The organism is Bradyrhizobium sp. 137, from assembly GCF_023074095.1.
In the GTDB taxonomy this organism is placed as follows: domain Bacteria; phylum Pseudomonadota; class Alphaproteobacteria; order Rhizobiales; family Xanthobacteraceae; genus Bradyrhizobium.
This window is the reverse complement of sequence record NZ_JADPKU010000066.1, coordinates 1-18218: the sequence shown is the minus strand read 5'-3', so window position 1 is coordinate 18218 and position 18218 is coordinate 1. Positions and strand designations below refer to the sequence as shown.

The 18218-nt window shown below is 62.3% G+C and carries 20 protein-coding genes and 1 pseudogene; 11 read left to right on the top strand and 10 right to left on the bottom strand.

Annotation, left to right across the window (positions count from 1 at the left end; translation table 11 throughout):
* Nucleotides 1-5 precede the first annotated feature (5 nt).
* Both IVA78_RS20635 and IVA78_RS20630 read right to left on the bottom strand, forming a co-directional pair.
* Nucleotides 6-548 (bottom strand): hypothetical protein, encoded by a 543-nt coding sequence (locus tag IVA78_RS20635; protein WP_247460374.1) that lies wholly within the window; start codon nt 546-548, stop codon nt 6-8.
* An 11-nt stretch (nt 549-559) separates the two neighbouring features.
* Nucleotides 560-1735, bottom strand: a complete 1176-nt coding sequence (locus IVA78_RS20630) for a zinc-dependent alcohol dehydrogenase (RefSeq protein WP_247460372.1) — start codon at nt 1733-1735, stop codon at nt 560-562.
* 166 nt (nt 1736-1901) lie between these two features.
* On the opposite strand from IVA78_RS20630, the gene IVA78_RS20625 reads away from it, so the two are divergent.
* Nucleotides 1902-2684, top strand: coding sequence for an SDR family NAD(P)-dependent oxidoreductase (locus IVA78_RS20625; protein WP_247460363.1), 783 nt, complete (start codon nt 1902-1904; stop codon nt 2682-2684).
* A gap of 125 nt (nt 2685-2809) precedes the next feature.
* Nucleotides 2810-3763: a cation diffusion facilitator family transporter gene (locus IVA78_RS20620; protein WP_247460451.1), complete on the top strand. Its 954-nt coding sequence runs from the start codon at nt 2810-2812 to the stop codon at nt 3761-3763.
* A 319-nt stretch (nt 3764-4082) separates the two neighbouring features.
* On the opposite strand, the gene IVA78_RS20615 is transcribed toward IVA78_RS20620, so the two are convergent.
* Complete coding sequence (locus IVA78_RS20615) at nt 4083-4328, bottom strand: Rid family hydrolase (protein ID WP_247460361.1); 246 nt, start codon at nt 4326-4328, stop codon at nt 4083-4085.
* A gap of 304 nt (nt 4329-4632) precedes the next feature.
* Here IVA78_RS20615 and IVA78_RS20610 point away from each other — a divergent pair, with 304 nt between their 5' ends.
* Complete coding sequence (locus IVA78_RS20610; protein WP_247460359.1) at nt 4633-6954, top strand: molybdopterin guanine dinucleotide-containing S/N-oxide reductase; 2322 nt, start codon at nt 4633-4635, stop codon at nt 6952-6954.
* A gap of 65 nt (nt 6955-7019) precedes the next feature.
* Here IVA78_RS20610 and IVA78_RS20605 read toward each other — a convergent pair whose 3' ends face one another.
* The 5 genes from IVA78_RS20605 to IVA78_RS20585 form a co-directional block, all read right to left on the bottom strand.
* Nucleotides 7020-8180 carry an MFS transporter gene (locus IVA78_RS20605; protein WP_247460357.1) on the bottom strand — a complete coding sequence of 387 codons (1161 nt, stop codon included), beginning with the start codon at nt 8178-8180 and terminating at the stop codon, nt 7020-7022.
* 736 nt (nt 8181-8916) lie between these two features.
* Nucleotides 8917-9312: a hypothetical protein gene (locus IVA78_RS20600; RefSeq protein WP_247460355.1), complete on the bottom strand. Its 396-nt coding sequence runs from the start codon at nt 9310-9312 to the stop codon at nt 8917-8919.
* A gap of 13 nt (nt 9313-9325) precedes the next feature.
* Nucleotides 9326-9808, bottom strand: a complete 483-nt coding sequence (locus IVA78_RS20595; protein WP_247460353.1) for a hypothetical protein — start codon at nt 9806-9808, stop codon at nt 9326-9328.
* Nucleotides 9805-10242: an AlpA family phage regulatory protein gene (locus IVA78_RS20590; RefSeq protein WP_247460351.1), complete on the bottom strand. Its 438-nt coding sequence runs from the start codon at nt 10240-10242 to the stop codon at nt 9805-9807. The genes IVA78_RS20595 and IVA78_RS20590 overlap by 4 nt, the downstream gene beginning before the upstream one ends.
* Before the next feature lie 498 nt (nt 10243-10740).
* Entirely contained in the window at nt 10741-11109 is a 369-nt protein-coding gene (locus IVA78_RS20585; RefSeq protein ID WP_247460349.1) for a hypothetical protein, read from the bottom strand.
* On the opposite strand from IVA78_RS20585, the gene IVA78_RS20580 reads away from it, so the two are divergent.
* From IVA78_RS20580 to IVA78_RS20560, 5 genes are all read left to right on the top strand, one after another.
* A complete protein-coding gene (locus tag IVA78_RS20580) occupies nt 11099-11245 on the top strand; it encodes a hypothetical protein (RefSeq protein WP_247460348.1) in 147 nt (48 codons plus the stop codon). The two genes, IVA78_RS20585 and IVA78_RS20580, sit on opposite strands and share 11 nt — an antisense overlap.
* A 194-nt stretch (nt 11246-11439) precedes the next feature.
* Complete coding sequence (locus tag IVA78_RS20575; RefSeq protein ID WP_247460346.1) at nt 11440-11808, top strand: hypothetical protein; 369 nt, start codon at nt 11440-11442, stop codon at nt 11806-11808.
* Nucleotides 11809-12065: 257 nt separating this feature from the next.
* Nucleotides 12066-12434 carry a hypothetical protein gene (locus IVA78_RS20570; protein WP_247460344.1) on the top strand — a complete coding sequence of 123 codons (369 nt, stop codon included), beginning with the start codon at nt 12066-12068 and terminating at the stop codon, nt 12432-12434.
* 470 nt (nt 12435-12904) lie between these two features.
* Entirely contained in the window at nt 12905-13912 is a 1008-nt protein-coding gene (locus IVA78_RS20565) for a hypothetical protein (RefSeq protein ID WP_247467375.1), read from the top strand.
* A 468-nt stretch (nt 13913-14380) separates the two neighbouring features.
* Entirely contained in the window at nt 14381-14788 is a 408-nt protein-coding gene (locus IVA78_RS20560; protein WP_247460340.1) for a hypothetical protein, read from the top strand.
* Between the two features lie 232 nt (nt 14789-15020).
* On the opposite strand, the gene IVA78_RS20555 is transcribed toward IVA78_RS20560, so the two are convergent.
* Nucleotides 15021-15290, bottom strand: coding sequence for a hypothetical protein (locus IVA78_RS20555; RefSeq protein WP_247460338.1), 270 nt, complete (start codon nt 15288-15290; stop codon nt 15021-15023).
* A gap of 560 nt (nt 15291-15850) precedes the next feature.
* Here IVA78_RS20555 and IVA78_RS20550 point away from each other — a divergent pair.
* Together IVA78_RS20550 and IVA78_RS20545 are read left to right on the top strand one after the other, a co-directional pair.
* Nucleotides 15851-16078, top strand: coding sequence for a hypothetical protein (locus tag IVA78_RS20550; protein WP_247460336.1), 228 nt, complete (start codon nt 15851-15853; stop codon nt 16076-16078).
* A gap of 271 nt (nt 16079-16349) precedes the next feature.
* The gene (locus tag IVA78_RS20545) at nt 16350-16649 is read left to right on the top strand and encodes a DUF1330 domain-containing protein (RefSeq protein ID WP_247460334.1); all 300 of its coding nucleotides are present in this window, start codon (nt 16350-16352) and stop codon (nt 16647-16649) included.
* A gap of 262 nt (nt 16650-16911) precedes the next feature.
* On the opposite strand, the pseudogene IVA78_RS20540 reads toward IVA78_RS20545, so the two are convergent.
* Nucleotides 16912-17120: pseudogene (locus IVA78_RS20540) on the bottom strand (PRC-barrel domain containing protein).
* A 644-nt stretch (nt 17121-17764) separates the two neighbouring features.
* Between IVA78_RS20540 and IVA78_RS20535 the strand changes: the two are divergent.
* On the top strand, nt 17765-18218 hold a 454-nt coding region (locus tag IVA78_RS20535), incomplete at its 3' end, for a hypothetical protein (protein WP_247467371.1).

The window sequence follows — 18218 nt, the reverse complement described above, 5'->3', positions numbered from 1 at the left end:
CGAACTCAGGATCGCTCGGGCATGGGGTGCGCTGCGATCTGCTTCGCGCCGCTTCTGGCGTTTTCCAGCCCCTTGGGGAAGCCGCTGCGGTTCGGATAGAGCTTGCGCCTTGCTTCGCGCGGCGGCCGCCGCGGCCTGGTGTCCTGCGCGGCGCGATAGTCGAGCATGGCGATGCCCCCGACCATCAGGAGCGCCAGCGCGATATTGCCTTTCTTGGGATTGTCGGGTGTCAGTCCGGAGAGCAGCGCGGCGGCATCGAGGCCGTCGCCGCCGACGCGGGCCCAGAGGCCGGCGTTCTTGTCCACGGACAGTGACATGATCCCGGCAAGGATCTCCCGCACGCCGAAGGCGCGGACCAGCGTCTCATGGCCTTCCATGCCCATCGTCGCGGTGATGCGCCTTGGCGCAAGGAATTCCACGGCGCCGAGAGCGATACTGAACCAGCCGAGCGCGCGAGCGAGCTGGTCTTCGGCGCGCTTCAGGCTCGGCCCGCCCTCGAGGATTTTCGGATCACCCTTGGTGCGGACGATGTTGGAGAAGTGAAACATGGCGGACTTCCTCAGGGCTTCAGCACGACCTTGACGCAGGAGTCACGCTTGTCGCGAAACACCTGGTACATTTCGGGGCCTTGGCTGAGCGGCACGGTATGGGTGATGACGAAGGACGGATCGATCTCGCCTTCCTCGATGCGGCGAAGCAGGTCGTCGGTCCAGCGATTGACGTGGGTCTGGCCGGTCCGCATCGTCAGCCCCTTGTTCATGAACGCGCCGATCGGCATCTTGTCAGAGAAGCCGCTATAGACGCCCGCGACCGAGATGATGCCGCCGGGACGGCAGACATAGATCATCTCGCGCAGCACGTGGGGCCGGTCGCTCTCCAGCATCACCATCTGCTTGGCGCGGTCGAGCAGCGTGTCCGGTTGCGAGGCCATCACATGCGCTTCCATGCCGGCGCAATCGATGCACTTCTCCGGTCCCTTGCCGTCGGTGAGTTCGTTTAGCCGTTCAACCACGCTTTCGGTCTCGAAATTGATCGTGGTGGCGCCGCCGGCTTCCGCCATGCTGAGCCGCTCGGGCAGGCAATCGATCGCAATCACCTGGTTGGCGCCGAGCAGGATGGCGCTGCGGATCGCCATCTGTCCGACCGGGCCGCAGCCCCAGATCGCGACAGTGTCGGTCGGCTCGATATCGCACTGCACCGCGGCCTGCCAGCCGGTCGGGAAGATGTCGCTGAGGAACAACAGCTGCTCGTCGGGGATGCCGGGGGGAACCTTGATGTGCGTGGCATCGGCGTAGGGCACACGCAGATACTCGGCCTGCCCGCCGGGATAGCCGCCGGTCAGATGCGTGTAGCCGAACAGGCCGGCGCAGGAATGACCGAACACCTTCTCAGCCAGATGACGCTTGCGGTTGGTGGTCTCGCAGACGGAGAAATTGCCGCGCTTGCACTGGTCGCATTCGCCGCAAATGATCGTGAACGGCACGACAATGCGGTCACCTTTCTTCAGCTTGCCGTCGACGCCGGAGCCGACCTCGACCACTTCACCCATGGTCTCGTGGCCCATGATGTCACCGGGCAGCATGCCTGGAATGAAATTGTGGAAGAGGTGCAGGTCCGAACCACAGATGGCGCAACTCGTGACCTTGATGATGGCGTCCCGCGGGTCCTGGATCTCCGGGTCGGTGACGCTGTCGCACCGGATGTCCTCCTTGCCATGCCATACCAGCGCCTTCATCTCCGTCCTCCGCTATCAATCACGTGGCATCTAAGTCCAGGCATGAACGATGGTTGCTATGCGAGGCGCAAATTCCTCGCACTGCACGAGCCTGGGGCGGAAATTGGAACAGGGTGGTCGGTTGGGCGATTGGGCGTCATCATCCCAATCCGCGAGGATATGCCCTATGTCCGCCAATCAACTCGCCGTCGTCACCGGCGCCTCAACCGGTATTGGCCTGGAACTCGCCAGGTGCTGCGCCCAGGCAGGTTTCAATCTCGTCATCGCCGCGGACGAGCCTGCGATCGAGCGGGTGGCCGTCGATCTGCGTAGGCTCGGCGGTAGTGTGGAGCCGGTCGAGACCGATCTCGCCACCACTGAAGGTGTCGATAAGCTCTGCGCCGCGATTGCCGACCGCCCGATCGACGCGCTGCTGGCGAATGCCGGCATCGGCCTCGGCCGGGCCTTCCTCGATCAGGATTTCCAACGCATCAGGCGCGTCGTCGACACCAACATCACCGGCACGCTTGACCTGATCCATCGCGTCGGCAACGCGATGCTGCGCCGCAACTCCGGGCGCATTCTCATCACGGGCTCGGTCGCCGGCTTCACGCCCGGCAGCTTCCAGGCGGTGTACAACGCCTCCAAGGCTTTTCTTGACTCGTTCTCCTTCGCGCTGCGCGAAGAGCTGCGCGATAGCGGCATCACCGTCACTTGCCTGATGCCTGGCGCCACCGACACTGAATTCTTCCGCCGCGCCGAAATGATGGACACCAAGGTCGGCACCGAGCAGAAGGATGGCGCCTACGAGGTGGCCAAGGCCGGCTTCGATGCAATGCTGCGGGGTGAGGCCGATATCGTCACCGGGTTGAAGAACAAGATCCAGACGACGGTCGCCAACATCACGCCGAACGAGATGCTGGCCAAGCAGCATCGGAAGATGGCCGAGCCGGGCACGGCAAAATCGTAGCGCGTGAGTGCACCGACGGCTTGCCGTAGACGGCGTCTGGTTCCTTCCGCTGTGCCGGCGAAAGCGCTGACCTTTGCGTAACCGGCGGGGCCGCCGACTGCAGAGGAGGACGGGCCTTGGTGAACATGGCCGCTGCATCATCATCGAAGACCGCCGTCTATGCCGCGCTTGCCGGCAATTTGCTCGTCGCGGTCACCAAGATCGGCGCCGCCATATGGACGGGAAGCTCGGCGATGACCAGCGAGGCCGTGCACTCGGTGGTCGATACCTCCAATGAGATGCTGCTGCTCTATGGCTACCGTCGTGCCAGCCGTCCAGCGGACGAATCCCATCCGCTCGGCTATGGGCGCGAATTGTATTTCTGGAGCTTCATCGTCGCCCTGCTGATCTTTGCGCTCGGTTCGGGCGTCTCGCTCTATCAGGGTGTCCTGCATGTCGCCGCGCCTGACCCGATCGAGGATCCCATCGTCAGTTTCATCGTGCTCGGGCTGTCGTTCCTGTTCGAGGGCGCCTCGTGGCTGGTCGCACTGCGCCGTTTCCGCTCGGACGCGGCGCGGTTTGGCTACTATCAGGCCTTTGTCCGCAGCAAGGACCCGCCCGCCTTCATGGTGCTGCTCGAGGACAGTGCGGCGCTGGTCGGCATCGTCATTGCGGCCGCGGCAACGGCGGCGGCGGTATGGCTGGCGCAACCGGTGTGGGACGGCGTCGGCTCGATCCTGATCGGGATTCTCCTGGGAATCACGTCCGTCGGGCTCGCCCGCGAGAGCAAGAGTCTATTGATCGGTGAGCCGGCGCACCCTGAGCTTGCGCGATCGATCCTCGAGATCGCGCGGCGCTCGCCGGGTGTGCTACAAGCCAACGGGCTCCTGACGGTACAACTATCCCCTGACGAGATCGTCGCCGCCCTCAGCGTCGAGTTCGCCGACGAGAAGCGCGCCGACGATATCGAGCAATGCGTGATCTCGCTCGAGAGTGAAATCCGCAAGCATCATCCGAGCGTCGCAGCCCTGTTCATCAAGCCCCAGACGAACGCGCGCTTTCACGCCGTTCGGGCGAAACGCTGGAGCCGCAGGTCCTAGCCACCGGCGGCGTTTGCGGCGCCCGGCACCACCTAACCAAAGAAAGCTCCGAGCCTTGGGAGATGTGATGCAGCGAGCGTATTGCAGCCGTTATGAAATTCTGCGGGCGCGAGCGTGCTGGCCGCGACAGGCCATCGCCGTCAGGTACTTGAGATCATCCCAGTCAAACAACACAGGTCCCCAACGCCCGCAGCCATTCTAACGCAAGGGATCTACATCAGTGTGCTTCGAGCGCAGAATCCCTGAGGGAAGCGGATGCGCATTGCGACCGCTACGCGGGCCGCGACGCGAATCCGCACAGCGGATTGGGCCTGCACCACTATTGTCGCGCAGCGATGGCGGTCATCTCGAGCTTGACGCCCGGGCCGAGATCGGCGACGCCAATTGCGGCCCGCGCCGGCAGATGAGCTTCTGCAAAGTGCGCCTTCCAGGCCGCATTGAACTCGGCCTTCTCCTTCAGGTCGGTCATGTAAATGGTCACCTGCAAGATGTTGGTCAGATCGGATCCGACGGTCTTCAGCAGCTGCGCCAGTTGCCGGAGGACGTCGTTTGCCTGGCCCGACATATCGAGGCTCGTGTCCTCGGGAACGATTCCACCGATGTAAAGCACGCATTGTGCTCGACCACTTCGTGGAGCAGACCTTCGTAAGGCGAGACGCGCTTGATCATGATGAGACCGTTGTGGCTTGAGGGGAGGGACGCATATCGCACATGTTCACGACCAATACGCGCCCCGTACCGCGCTCGTGCTCCGCTCGATGCCTTGCCCTTCACACACGGGAGCCCGGCGTTTGCATCAGCCCGGATCTCGATGACATCGGGATGCGGATCGCTATACTGTCACCACATACCGGAACAAGGACGATCTAATGGACGACACGATTGGCTTCCCCGACCCCGGCCTCGACCTGTCCGACGGCTTCAAGCCGCATACTTCGCATTGGGGCGTGTTTTCCGCGCGTCAAGGCAAGGCCGGACTCGAGGTGAGGGCCTATGCGGGGGATCCCGATCCGAACGGCATCATCGACAATTTCCCGGGCGCACTGCGGCATCAGGCCCGCATCGCCCAGCCGGCGATCCGCCGCGGCTGGCTCGAGCGCGGTCCCGGCCCGGACGATCGCCGCGGCCGCGACGAATTTGTCTCCGTGAGCTGGGAGAAGGCGCTCGATCTGCTCGGCGACGAGCTGGAGCGCGTCCGCAACACGCACGGTCCCGGCGCCGTGTTCGGCGGCTCCTATGGCTGGTCGAGCGCGGGCCGCTTTCATCACGCCCAGAGCCAGGTGCATCGCTTCCTCAACATCGCGATGGGCGGCTATGTGCGCTCGGTCAACACCTATTCTTCCGGCGCGTCCTCGGTGCTGCTGCCGCAGATCCTGGCCGGATACGAGGATATCACCAAGCGCAACGTCACCTGGGAGCAGATCGCCTCTGACACCGAGATCGTGCTGGCCTTCGGCGGCATGGCGCTGAAGAATTCCATGGTCGCCGGCGGCTCGATCAGCAAGCATGTCGAGCGCGGCGCCATGGCAGCGGCGCGCCGGCGCGGCTGCGAGTTCGTCCTGGTCAGCCCGCTGCGCGACGATCTTCCGGTCGAAGCCGGCGCCGAATGGCTGAGCTGCGTGCCGGGCACCGACACCGCGCTGATGCTCGGCATCGTCCACACGCTGGTGAGCGAAGGCTTGCACGATCAGGCTTTCCTCGATCGCTATACGGAGGGGTGGCCCGTCTTCCTGCGCTATCTCACCGGCGAGAGCGATGGGCAAGCGAAGCACGCCGAATGGGCCGCCCCGATCTGCGGCGTCGCCGCCGACAATATCCGCGCGCTGGCGCGCCGGCTCGCCGGAAAGCGCGCACTCATCACCGTATCGCATTCGCTGCAGCGCGCCGAACATGGCGAGCAGCCAGTGTGGATGGGGCTGGTGCTGGCGGCAGCGCTCGGCCAGATCGGTCTGTCCGGCGGTGGCTATGCCTATTCGTTAGGTGCGATCGGCTATTACGGCCGCCGCGTCAACGACGTGCCAGGACCGACGCTGGGGCAGGGCCGCAACGGCGTTGCCGACTTCATTCCGGTCGCGCGCATCGCGGACATGCTGCTCCACCCGGGCGCTACCTACCGCTACAATGGCGAGACGCGCACCTATCCGGACATTCGCCTCGTCTACTGGGCCGGCGGCAATCCCTTCCATCACCACCAGGACATCAACCGTCTGCGCAAGGCGTTTGCGCAAGTCGACACGCTGGTCGTGCACGAGCTCGGCTGGACCGCGACGGCCCGGCATGCCGACATCGTGCTGCCCGCGACCATGACGCTGGAGCGCGAGGACATCGGCTATTCCACCAACGATCCCCTCATGGTCGCCATGCACCGGATCGCCGAGCCGTTTGGCCTTTCGCGCGACGACTATGAGATCTTCGCCGATCTCGCCGAGCGTCTCGGTGCGCGCGAACCTTTCACTGAAGGCCGCAGCTCGCGGCAGTGGCTCGAGCATCTGTATGAGCCGACCCGCGCCTCGCTGGCCAAGCGTGGCCTGGAGGCGCCGAGCTTCGATGAATTTTGGCAACGCGGCAGCCTGATCGTGCCGCAGCAGCCCGACGACGGCGGCAGGCTGCGCCGCTTCCGTGAGGATCCCACAGGTCACGCCTTGCCGACGCCGAGCGGCCGCATCGAGATCTTCTCGGCGAAGATCGCAGGCCATGGTGATGCGGATTGTCCCGGTCATCCGGTCTGGCTGGAGAAGACCGACACACCGAAGCCGGGTGCGCCGTGCTTCCTCGTCGCCAATCAGCCGGTGACGCGCCTGCATAGCCAGCTCGATTTCGGCGGACATTCGCTGGCCGCCAAACATCGCGGCCGCGAGGTCGCGCGCATGAATCCGCGTGACGCTGATGCGCGCGGCATCAGGGATGGCGATATCATCCGCCTGTTCAACGACCGCGGCGCCTGCCTTGCCGCAGTCCACGTCACCGACGGCATCGCGCCGGGCGTGGTGCAACTGCCGACCGGCGCGTGGTATGACCCGATGGATCCCGAGGACGACGCGCCGCTCTGCGTGCACGGCAATCCGAACGTGCTCACCCGCGACATCGGCACCTCGTCCCTGGCGCAGGGTTGCACGGGGCAGTTGACAGCGGTCGAGGTGGAAAAGTTCACGGGCAATCTGCCGCCGATCCGGGCGTTCGATCCGGTGTAGGGTATTCGTCGAAGCCCGGATGGAGCGCGAGCGTAATCCGGGACCGCTCGTGCAGCATCGGCCGCTCACGCCCTGGCGCGCGATGTCCGGTGCTGCTCCTTCGTGACGATGCCTGCCGACAGCGTGACGAGACCCATCAGCGCGGCGAGCAGCCAGAACGCCGTTGGCAGCCCACTGGCGCGAGCAACGAAGCCGACGCCGGCGGGACCGATGAGGACGCCGGCATAGCCGGCGGTCGTGATCGCCGCGACGGCGAGGCCCGTGGGCATGGCTTTCTGCTTGGCCGCCCCGCGGAACAGCACCGGCACCAGATTCGATGCGCCGAGGCCGATGAGCAGGAAGCCGGCTATGGCAACCGCCGCTACCGGAGCCGTGAGCAGGACCACGAAGCCCGCGATGGCGATGAGGCTTCCCCACAACAGCGTGGCGCGGTCTCCGATGCGTGCGACGACGGCGTCGCCGCCGAGCCGCCCCACGGTCATCGCGATGGAGAACACCATATAGCCGGCGCCGCCTTGCGCCTCCGAGACGAGACCCGCGCCGATGACGAGCAGAGCTCCCCAATCGAGCATCGCGCCTTCGACGAGGAAGGTGATGGCGCCAAGCAGCGCGAGCAGGAGCACCGATCCGTGCGGCAGCACGAACAGAGGGCCCTCCTGCACCTGCGCTGAGCGGAGCAGGCGCGGCCAGCTCACCAACATCGCGATCAGCATCAGGATAGAGCAGACCAGCGCGCAGGTGAGCGCGCCGAATTGCAGCGAGAGCAGTGCCGTCATCAGCGCAGAGCCGGCGAAACCGCCGATGCTGAACAGCGCGTGGAAGCCGGACATCAGCGGACGTGCTGCGGCGCGCTCCACCTCCACCGCATGGATGTTCATGGCGACGTCGATCGAGCCGAGCGCGGCCCCGAACGCAAAGAGCGCCAGCGCCAGCGCTCCGGGCGAGCTCGCAATCACAAGCAGCGGCAGCACCAGGGCGAGACCGAGCCCGCCCGCGATGATGGTCGGTCTGCTGCCGTAGCGCGCACTCAGCACGCCGGTCAGAAGCATGGCGAGGACCGAGCCGATGCCGAGGCTGAGCAGCAGCAATCCGAGCATGCCGTCGTCGACGCCGAGGCGCGTCTTCGCGAACGGCACCAGCGGTGCCCAGCACGCAATGCCGAAGCCCGCGACGAGGAAGGCGAGTCGGGTCGCAAGGCGTGTTGCCGGCCGGTCGGCAGAAAGCATGGGAACTCCGGGGGAGCATGGGCGGGCGGCCGACAAGCCCCAGGATTGCCGCGCCATTATGTCCGAGCGGTGCACGAATTGTCGCAGGCTGCTCGTGAAAAATGCAAGCGGGCCCCGGCGGGGGAGAGGCGCCCATGGCCCCGCGCACCGGCTGGGCAAGGTGGGACTAGGCGCCCCAGGTGGTGAAATGTGGATGGATGTAAACAGACTAGCCAGGCCGGCGCGGGTCCGTCAGGCAAAACACCCGACCGTTTCCACATGTGTCGGTGTCAAGCCCTAAGCGGAAAAATATTCTCCTTTACCGAAATTCGGAAATGACGTATGTGTCGGCCATCCCGGCTCATCCGAGAGGGGCGATCATGTGTCGTGATGATCGCGGAGCCGGGCTTGCGGTGGACGCGGCAGCGTCGGGCGCGAGAGGCCAGGGGCAGGGCGGATTGCTCTCCGTGAGCCCTTAAGCTTCGCGCAGACGGACGGCGCTGTCAGGTTCGTCGCGCCAGCATCTCGATGGCAAGGTGCACAACGCCGTCGAACCCTGCGGCGCAGGCGAGCCGCGCGTACGGCAAAACCGTGTGGTCCTGGCTGCAAGGGTCTTTTTCTCGAGATTTTCGGGGTTTTTGTCAACCGGGCCCCAATAGGCCCTAGATCATGAGGGCAACGGGGGTTGAAACTCGCCGACACTCAAATGAAACGCCCCGGATGGTGCCGGGGCGTGATCATGGTCGTGGCTGGCCAGCTATTTGTTCTCAGCGTGCGGCCACTTGTCCAGAAAGTCGCGCATAGACTTACACTCGGCTTCAAACACGATGCGGCAGCGCTCCCATGCGACGGGCTCGATATGCGTCTTAATCTCTTCCTCCACGCGTGAGCGCAGATCATTTGGGTCCATCGCGTCCAGTTCCCAGCACAGTTGTCCGTAGGTCTTGCGAAACCATTTGGCGCGCGGGTCCAGTCTCTTCTCTTCCACATTGAAGGCAGGACGGCTGCCGAGTGCATCGCAATCGTCGCGGAGTAGCGCGATCCGCTCAATCGAGATGTAGTGTCCGCCGTAGCGCTCGATCCGCTCGGGAAGGTCGCGCTCTGACATCCACATTCCGCTCGGGTCGTAATCGCCGATGTAGAGGATTGTCACCGGATGGTCCTCATTATCGCGTTCCGAGATGTCGTTGATGACGGTGGCGCTGCCGAAGCCACATGACCCGGAAGCCGACCCCATAGGCATCGAGGACAGGCTGCAACACCCCGCGCACCGTACCCTTCTCCGACCACACCTCGACGCGTTCGGGCTGCTGCTGCCAGAAGTCACGCCGGTAGTCGCGCGCAGTGACCCGCATATATTCCGCGACATCATCCCATGTCGGCACGCGTTCAAGCTCGCGGGTCTCATCAACGATCCATTCCCATGGGATCGTCCCTTCTTCGCGGGCCTCTTTCAGCAGGCGGTAGACGCCTTGCATCTTGCTCATGGACGGGATCAAGCCCAGCGAGAACAACTTGTAGCCGACACCACGTCCGGTGATCGGCCGGGCGTCTTCGACGATTTTGTACATCGCCTTGATCATGTCGTGCGAGCGCTTCGCCCGGCCGCGACCTTTTCTCGTACTTGTTTGAAAATACTCGCCGGTCATCGCTGCACCGCCGCTTGCTGGCGGACCTTGCGCCGACCTTTGCCACGACCACGCGCGGGATCGAAATGCGGATCGCACTCGGCTATCGCCGTCTGCCAAGCGATGATCTCGTCCTCGAACCAAATCCGACGGTTCGGCGAGATATAGGTCGATCTCGGAAACCGACCTGCCTTTTCCATTCGCCACAACGTCGAGCGCCCGACCGGAACGATCTCAAGAACCTGCTTTTCGTTCAGCATGCGTCGAGGTCGGGGCCAGTTATCAGGTGCCTTGTTCCTCGTCTCGGCCTCACCCAGAGCGTGGCATTCGGCGCAGATCTGCATGCCGTGTCGCTCGTTGTCGCGGGCCAGCAAAGAGTACTCAGTCTCTGGCTTTTCCTGATTGCATGTCACGCAAACGCGGTTCGCCAACTCTGTACTTATCATGACAGCCATCAACCTCCCCGGAAGTGATCCGGGGTCCATCGCCAATGTCTACGGTCGGGTGGTGCCGCCCGCTGAGACGAAGCTGCGAGCAGTGACGCCGTGGCACGGGCGCTGTCGCAATTTTCGAACGCCCGTTGATGGATGAATTCTCAATCTGCTTTGCCAGCTCAGTCAATATGTCCGCTCAAATAAAAGCCGATAGTGAGGAAATTTGCAGCGAGAGGCAACAGCGGTGCCGCAGGACGAAGCATTGTAAGCTTCGATTTACGCAATCGGCCGACACAGAGCGCAGTTTATGCATGACACGCGCAAAAATCTGAGCCACCTTTATGCGATAGCTGCATGCTCATCATGAGAGGTTCGCCGTCGTGCCCACATCATCGCATGCTGTTCACGACCCCGCGCGGTCATGCCTGATCGGCTTCCCGTTGCCACCACGCGCGGCCCGGCGATCATTCCCCTATTCGCCGGGCCGTGCCGAACGCTAGGGAAAGTCCTATGGCAAAATCAGCGGCCGCGACGAATGACTTTGATGTCAACATAACATGCAGGGGCCTCAGCAAGGCCGATCTCGCCTCGTTGAATGATCTGCCGCTCCGGTGCACGACCACTGTGAGCGCGATGGCAGGCAGCCTGCCCGTCCAATAGCGGGGCGCGCGCCGTGAGCAACGCAGTCGTTGCAATCGACAGTGCAAAGGTGTGGCCGGAGACGTTGGCAAGATCAGTGCCGCCGACGCTCGTTCCTGTCCGATCGTCGCTGTCTCCGCCAGCCTCGCACGCACCACCCAAAAGAAAACCCGCGCCACGGTCCGCCACCGCGCGCGGGTACTTTCTGCAATTCGCCAACCATCGATGGAGATCGAAAATGGCCGACATCGGCAAGGCTATCGCGCGCCTCGACGGTGCGCAAGCCCGTCACAGCGAAACTGCCCGCAGGTCTTTCGCGAGTTTCAAGTTCGTTGGATCAGGGCCCTGGCTGCTGATCCTCGTCTCAATGCACGTGCCAAAGTGATAGGTAACTGCATTCTTAGCCACATCAATCAGCACTCCGGCGAGGCGATCCTTTCCGATCGAGCGATCAGCGATGAGACTGCCATTCCCGAGCGCGGGATCGCTAGGGGACGTGGACCGCTTCGGAAACATGGCTGGATCGATTGGAGACGAACGGGTGGCGCGAATGTCTACCGCGTGCTCAGCGATCACATAGTGGCGATGAACGACCGACTAGCTCGCCTCAAATCGCAGCGGAGTGCCGATGCCAAGAGCCGCACCCATCCGTGGCGGAACGGAACCATCGCGGTGATCCGCCACCTGTGGCGGAACGGAAGCATGATCAGCCGGATGCGATTAGCCAAATCGAGCATTGCGATCTGCCACCGGTGGCCGATCGCGTTCCGCCACCGGTGGCTGACAAACACCTTAATAGAACACCTAATTCAACACCTATTATTCCGCCTCGCTTCGCTCGGCGGCCGCTTCGCGGCATTGGTTTTGAAGAAGGGAAGGAAGAAAGAGCGACGACAATCGATCAGTGGTTGGCGAGCACAAGTATCGAGGAAAGAACCGCCGAATTGATGCCTTGCGCGCAGCGTCTCGGCCTCTCACACGACCAAACTCACGCTTTAGCGGATGAATTCGTTCAACACTGTCGCGCCACAAATAAGAGGAGCAAGCAATGGCCCGTTCTATGTCGCAGATGGTTTCGCACTCACACTCCTCGAAAGATCGCGCGGTGGTAGGGGGCGGTTCATGAGCACATTGGCCTTGCGTCGTCGCTGTTTCGCTGTTCCCGAGCTTTACGAACCTTAGTCGCATCGAGGTTCGCGAACGCCATGACCGCGCCCGTCCGGATCGATCTCGCCGCGCTCTCGGCAAACGAGTTGGCCGCCTTGCGGGACGCGCTGCGGACCCGGCCGGGTCAGCGGACGCCGGAAACCTTGGCCGCGCTTGCTGAGCGCGACCGGTTGGTCCGCGAGTTGGCGGCAAGGTGCTATCCCGGTCTTTGCCGCCATCAACAATCCATGCGCATCCACGACGAGCTTGCGCGCTATGCCTCGACGACGTGGACGAGGACGCGGGCCGATCTCGTATGTCGTCACCGCGACGATCGCCGCCGCCTAATCTGGCAAATCCTGAAAATGCGTGGCGGCCACGTCCCGGCGGTGCGGACGATCAACGATATCTTGGCTTGGCGCGGCTAGCACTGCGGCTCGCTCAGGCCTTCCGCCACCTTGACCTTACGATCGCGCGCGGCGTTAGACGACGGAGATGCAGATTTATCTTTACTAGAGCTAGTAATGATAGGCCCGATCTCCTCGCCCAAATAAGTTGGAGGAGATCTATGCCGACATTCGGCTGATCGTGTTCGAAGCGCCGATGTCACCGCAACATATGGCGGGCCCTCACCACAGCGCACATTCTGCGCGTGCTGATCGGCTCGTGCGCCCTAGTCGGAGAAATGCCGCTTTGGCCTCATTGCAGCGAGCTAACTGATTTCGCTGCAAACGAGACGTGGTGTGATCCGCTCACAATTCTCAGCGAGGCACGCCATGACGCGCAATCGGTTTCAGGATTTCGGCTTCGGCGGCGATCGGCCGCCGATTAGGAACGAGGCGGCGAGCTTTCCGGCAGGTGACGCCAGCAGCAGCATTGTCTCCGGCCCACTACCGGCATGATGGTGATCAATGCCGGTGATCCGCTGGAAGTGCTTCCGGCGGAAGCCCGCGAGAAAGTTGCGGACCTGCAACGCCGCCGCGCAGATGTGACCACGCTGTACAGGTCGGCTTTCGAGGACGAGCAGATGTTGCGCGCGGAAATCTTCAAGCACGAGGCCCGCATTGCGGAATTGATGGAGCCGCGCGGACGGGGTGGCTTCGGTCTCGGCAGCGATGACATGCGGGTCACGACCGAACAGGCAAAGCTTGATCAGAAGCGCAGCGACCTTGCCCGCTTGCTAGCCACGAAGGAGGCGCGGGGTACCGAAAGCCAGCGGCTCGGCACCCTGCTGCGCAACATCGAGCAGATGATCACGGCGCGTCCAGCAGGGACCGTTGGCAGGATGATCGAGATCGAGCGTCCGTCGTTCAAAGGCGACCTGATCGATGCCATCGAGCGCCGTCGCGCTCGCGCTCGCGAACTGCGGGCCGATGAGGCCCGCGCACGCTGCGCGCCCCGTCCGAGCGCGGTTCGCAAGGCTGCCATGGTCGCTCAAGTCGAAGCATTGGCCGAGCAAGGGCGGCCGGATGCGGCTAGCAGCATCGAGCATGGCGAGCCGATCGAGTGGCCGCTCGCAAACTGGCAGTTCGAAGTGCACAACGTCGCTCCTGGCGCTGTTGCGTTCGGGCGGCTTATCGATCCTAAGGCGCTCATTGCGTGGTTGTTCAAGGATCAACTGATCGATCGTCTATCCGTCGAGATCGACGAATGTGCCGACGATGAGGCGGCGCTCGGTGACGAGGAGCGGCGAGAGCGGATCACGCAAATTCTCGCGGACCTGCTTTTCGTCGAGCGCGAGGAGTGCGCGCTGATCGAGATCGCGAAGCAGCAGGGTCTACCGGCCGATTACCGGGACGATTGCGACGCGCGCGCGATCTTGCAGATCGAGTGGGCCGCCGCGCCGCCGCCGGAGCCGCGCGCAGATGCGGGCGAGGCTGGCATCGTTCGTCATATTGGCTCGTAGGTTCTGAGATGCGCCGCCGGTTTTGCGCATGGGCAGGCGGCGCGTTCGGCGCGGCGGGTGGGCGGTTGCTCCTTGTCCGCCGCGTACGGTGTCGAGTGCAGGATCATCTAGCAAGAGCATGAGCCGCGCGGGACCCGGTCAGTTACGCTGACTTGCTATATCCGTCGTCGGAGTGAAGCTGCCGAGCCCGATCCAGTCTACGGTCCCTGGGCTCTAACCAATTTGAGACATTGTGCATTTTCGACGCTGTTTCTAAGGCGCGTCGGGTGGCGTATAATTTAGTTGCCCTTGAATAAGACGGGACAGCCGAAATCGCCGTCCGGGCGAACGAGCGGTATTGATGTCATCGGCAGGCACGCTCTCTTAAGAAACCGACGCTTTTTTTGCTGTTCGCACGACAATTCACATTCCACGAAATGCGCGCGCCGCTTCTGTGGCGGCTCGTTGCTGTAATCTCAGGAGAAAGCGATGAACAAGATCGATAGAAGGTCAGCGTTGGGTATCGGGTTGGCAGCGGCTTCGGCGGCCATGATAAAGCCAGCCGCCGCTCAGACCACGGGCTACAAAGACGAGACACCGTGGCCGGGTGTCGTAGTGCGCGCTTATAATGGCGAGACACCGTCCCTCATCCCTGGCTTTAAGATCGTCTCGATGCGCGACATCATCATGCAGCCGGGATCGAAGACCATGGGGCCGCCGATGATGAATGCCATGATCTGCCATATCACCGAAGGGGAGCTTCGGCTTGATCAGGACGGAAAGACCTTTACAGCCAAGAAGAACTTCGTGTGGACCTGCAACAAGGATACAAAAGAGCAGGCGTTCAATGATGGGAATGTGGTCGCAATTATGAGGATCACGGACCTGAAGGCTTAAGGCTCGTTTTTTCGTAAGACGGATTGCAGGTGCGATTGGCGTACTCGACGAGAACCATCGGCGCGTGCCGCAGGCCACGCTCGCGGCTCGTCTCTTTCGCAGTCCCGATTGCGGGCACTCGCATCTGATTAACAGTCTAAGGGCGAGCTGATCAGCGAGGTCGGAAAAGGCCGACCTCCTGTCCGTAACGGGGCTACTTGCCATCCGTCCCGGTAAATCACCTGCAGGCCGTTTACCGCGATTTACGCAAATGGGTCGGCCCGGAGTAGCCCTCGCCGTTAGAACGCATGGGCGGCGGTTTATGGCCGGTGCCGTTGAGGTCCGCCTCGCTCAGAGCCAAGTCTGCGAGCCGCGATACCGTGAGGCCATGCGCGCAGCCGCGTCGCCGCAGCGCTGCCGCGCGCTGTCTGGCGTAGTCCTGTCGCAACAGCGCGAGGAATACGGCCCGATCCCGCCGAGAAAGCGCCCGCCACTCCCGCCATGCCCGTTCTAGCTCGGTCATCGGCCCTATCCCGTTGAATTCGCGAGAGTACCGGATGCACCAAAATCGGAAAAGGTCGCCGCCAGATATGCGGAGAGCGGGCTGTCGCGCGTCCCGGCCCTCAACGCCCGTTTCGGAGGACCCGCCAAAGCGCCGACACAAGCTTCCAGAGTGGCCGGGACGGTGCATCGTCCTCGCTATCCGGCGCGGCCGACGTTGCCTCATTGTCCAATTCGGTCAGCCGCTCCACCATTCCTTCTAGTCGCGGTGGTAGCGGGGTGAGATTGTCCGTGAGGGTGCTTCGAAGTTGCTCACCGATCTCGTTGCAGATCGCCCGGCGATGCTCCGGATGACCTAAACCGGGCGGATTGGACCACGGGCGCAGTTGAGGGGTAACTGCCATGGCTGCCACCGTTGTTCTTAACGTGCACCGCCTCGTTGCCGTGCACGGGTGTCCTGCCGCCGTCCTAGTAACGTGCGACATGCCCACCTTGATCCCGCTGCTCCGAGCAGAAGTTCTACGATCGCCAACCCGGTTCCCATGCTATCATGCTCTCCCGCGTGGGATTGGGAGGCAAGAAATGTCTACCTACCTGCGATTACAAACCGCCGATTTAAAGCCGGAAATCGTCAGCCGCGTTACGGCAGCTTACGAGCAGGCGCTCTATCTCATCTGCATCGAGGATCGCGGCGACAATGATCCCCTTGCGGAAGCCGTCGCTAGGAAGATCATCGAGATTGCGCAAACCGACATCCGTGATCCGGCAGAAATTGCGGCTTTGGCGATCAAGGAACTTGAAATGCGTTAGGCATCCCGCGCGCGCTTGGAACCGAAACATTTCTCACCGACGGGAGGTTGGCTATTGGGCTTCGGGGGCTTCGCAACGCGCGAGGCGCGCCAATGACCCCTCTCCCGGTGGGCGATGTGTTTCTCACGATCGCAATCATGGCCGTGACCTTCATGGTCGAGATCGGCCTTTCTATCTTGATCGGGATGTTCTGAATGGTCGTGCAGCGGAAATCACGGCTCTCCGCGATCCGTGATAGGCTTCTGACCGAAGACCATGCCGGAGAGCGGCCATGCCGAAGGCTTACTTGATCGCTGAGCACGTCATCACCGAGCCCGCCGTGTTTGAGGAGTACCGGGTCAAGGTCGGGCCAATGATCGAAAAATATGGCGGACGGTATCTGACAAAGGGCGGCGCACATCAATTTCCCGAAGGCGGCCATTGGGAGCCGGATCGAGTTGTCATCATCGAATTCCCGGACAAGCAATCGCTCGATGCTTGGTACAACTCGCCTGAGTATCAGCCGCTCATAAAGCTACGCAAAGAGAGCACGAGTGATCTCGATATGCTGATCACGCTTGAGGGCGTCTAGCCTGCGTGACAAACGCCCACGACTTTCTTCGCCTAATCGGGTCGGCCCCCTTCGGCTCTTGCTCAATTGCGGAGCGGATTATGGACGCCGACGAAGAGCAGCAAGAGCTTCAAGATCAGATCATGCGGTACCGTATGATGAGCACGACGTCACCGATCCACTCGCACTCGGTCTCCTACACGACATCCTCGCAGAATTAGAAGCGGCGCTGCAAGCATTCAACGAATAGCCGGATGCAAGGCTCGGAGCCCATCTGAGGTCTCTAGCCCTCCACAAGCTTGATGGTTGAGACCGGCCATCTTCCGTCATGGCCTTTGATCGAAATCCGAAGCCCGTGCAATTCATCCAGCCAAACATTTTCACCGTGCCTGCCTTTCCATCGGTGAGCACGACAGCTTTGCCGATCAATTCGGACTGCGCCTCACCGTACTCACTCAAAATTCTTGATGCACGGCGTTTCACCGATGGCATTGCTCGTCCATGTTCGGCGAGCCATCTGCGGCTCAACGACGAGGTTTTTTCCTATGCTCTACCCCGGGAACGATTGACGGTGAGCGCTCCTCTAAGTTCCGGAGCCGGTCGATTTGCTTTTTAAGCCTCTCCGGTGGGTCCGGCTCAGGCTTTAGCGCTGCGCGCTCAGGCTTTAGCGCTGCGCGCAATTTCTCGGCAATTTCTTTAGCTATGGCTCGGCTGTGTTTGTGGTCTATGTCAATGCGGCGGGGCACAACAAAACCTCCTGCCTGCCCCTTTCGCAGCTTCTCCGCCCGCGAGCACGGCTGCCCTACTAAAAGAACCGGAGACCGCCGCTTTTGGCTATCTGCGCGAGCGCTTGTATTCAGGACAGCGGGTCGCTCACAGCGACCTTTGGCTATCCCGCGACATGCGCCGTGTTAGTACCGGCGAGCGGCGGTCTCATGTGTTTCTAAAACCTGTCAGGTGCTTTCGTTCCGATATCTGATCGCGACGCGGCTGTTCCATTCGGACGAGGAACCGGGAATGTCGCGCACCTTAGGGATACGCGTTGGTATCATCCGAACAGTCCGCTGGGCGTCCGCTCGCTCGGATGCAGGCGCGATAGAGCCACGGCTCGCGGTAGCAGCCCGACCATACGCCGGTTGGCGGCTTATCCACACCAATTTGGCATCGACGTCTTTGTTCAATCTGCACGCGAGTTACAGTCAATTATGGCTCGCGTCCAGAACCCGATACTTTTTTCAGTCTATTTCGGCATTCCCTCACAAGCTCTATCGGCTGCCGGGCTAATCGATCCTTTCCTAGACGTTGACATACCGCTGTTTATCGACCCGGTGCTGCTGGAGAAGTCCGCCAATACCACGGTCAGCACAACCGCGATTGCCCGCTTTCGCAAGCACTTTGAGATATTGGTACGCATGCTGAACATTTCAAAGACGGAAAATGACGTGGCTTGGAAGGCCGCGCGGCGGCAACTCGATTTGCGTGAGCCTCCTGAGAGCCTGACTCAAAAAGCGCGTGGACGCTATCAAGGTCTGGCTAGACGGCGAATTAGGAGCCTTAGATGGGCGGCGAGCAGCCAAGCGAGCTCGGTAG

Bases quoted from the DNA above. Each gene is read 5' to 3' on its own strand.
- IVA78_RS20625 (WP_247460363.1), top strand. From the start codon at position 1,902: ATGTCCGCCAATCAACTCGCCGTCGTCACCGGCGCCTCAACCGGTATT.
- IVA78_RS20580 (WP_247460348.1), top strand. From the start codon at position 11,099: ATGGCCGACATCGGCAAGGCTATCGCGCGCCTCGACGGTGCGCAAGCC.
- IVA78_RS20595 (WP_247460353.1), bottom strand. From the start codon at position 9,808: ATGACCGGCGAGTATTTTCAAACAAGTACGAGAAAAGGTCGCGGCCGG.
- IVA78_RS20560 (WP_247460340.1), top strand. From the start codon at position 14,381: ATGAACAAGATCGATAGAAGGTCAGCGTTGGGTATCGGGTTGGCAGCG.
- IVA78_RS20605 (WP_247460357.1), bottom strand. From the start codon at position 8,180: ATGCTTTCTGCCGACCGGCCGGCAACACGCCTTGCGACCCGACTCGCC.
- IVA78_RS20630 (WP_247460372.1), bottom strand. From the start codon at position 1,735: ATGAAGGCGCTGGTATGGCATGGCAAGGAGGACATCCGGTGCGACAGC.
- IVA78_RS20610 (WP_247460359.1), top strand. From the start codon at position 4,633: ATGGACGACACGATTGGCTTCCCCGACCCCGGCCTCGACCTGTCCGAC.
- IVA78_RS20555 (WP_247460338.1), bottom strand. From the start codon at position 15,290: ATGACCGAGCTAGAACGGGCATGGCGGGAGTGGCGGGCGCTTTCTCGG.
- IVA78_RS20590 (WP_247460351.1), bottom strand. From the start codon at position 10,242: ATGGCTGTCATGATAAGTACAGAGTTGGCGAACCGCGTTTGCGTGACA.
- IVA78_RS20550 (WP_247460336.1), top strand. From the start codon at position 15,851: ATGTCTACCTACCTGCGATTACAAACCGCCGATTTAAAGCCGGAAATC.
- IVA78_RS20620 (WP_247460451.1), top strand. From the start codon at position 2,810: ATGGCCGCTGCATCATCATCGAAGACCGCCGTCTATGCCGCGCTTGCC.
- IVA78_RS20585 (WP_247460349.1), bottom strand. From the start codon at position 11,109: ATGTCGGCCATTTTCGATCTCCATCGATGGTTGGCGAATTGCAGAAAG.
- IVA78_RS20635 (WP_247460374.1), bottom strand. From the start codon at position 548: ATGTTTCACTTCTCCAACATCGTCCGCACCAAGGGTGATCCGAAAATC.
- IVA78_RS20545 (WP_247460334.1), top strand. From the start codon at position 16,350: ATGCCGAAGGCTTACTTGATCGCTGAGCACGTCATCACCGAGCCCGCC.
- IVA78_RS20615 (WP_247460361.1), bottom strand. From the start codon at position 4,328: ATGTCGGGCCAGGCAAACGACGTCCTCCGGCAACTGGCGCAGCTGCTG.
- IVA78_RS20565 (WP_247467375.1), top strand. From the start codon at position 12,905: ATGATGGTGATCAATGCCGGTGATCCGCTGGAAGTGCTTCCGGCGGAA.
- IVA78_RS20570 (WP_247460344.1), top strand. From the start codon at position 12,066: ATGACCGCGCCCGTCCGGATCGATCTCGCCGCGCTCTCGGCAAACGAG.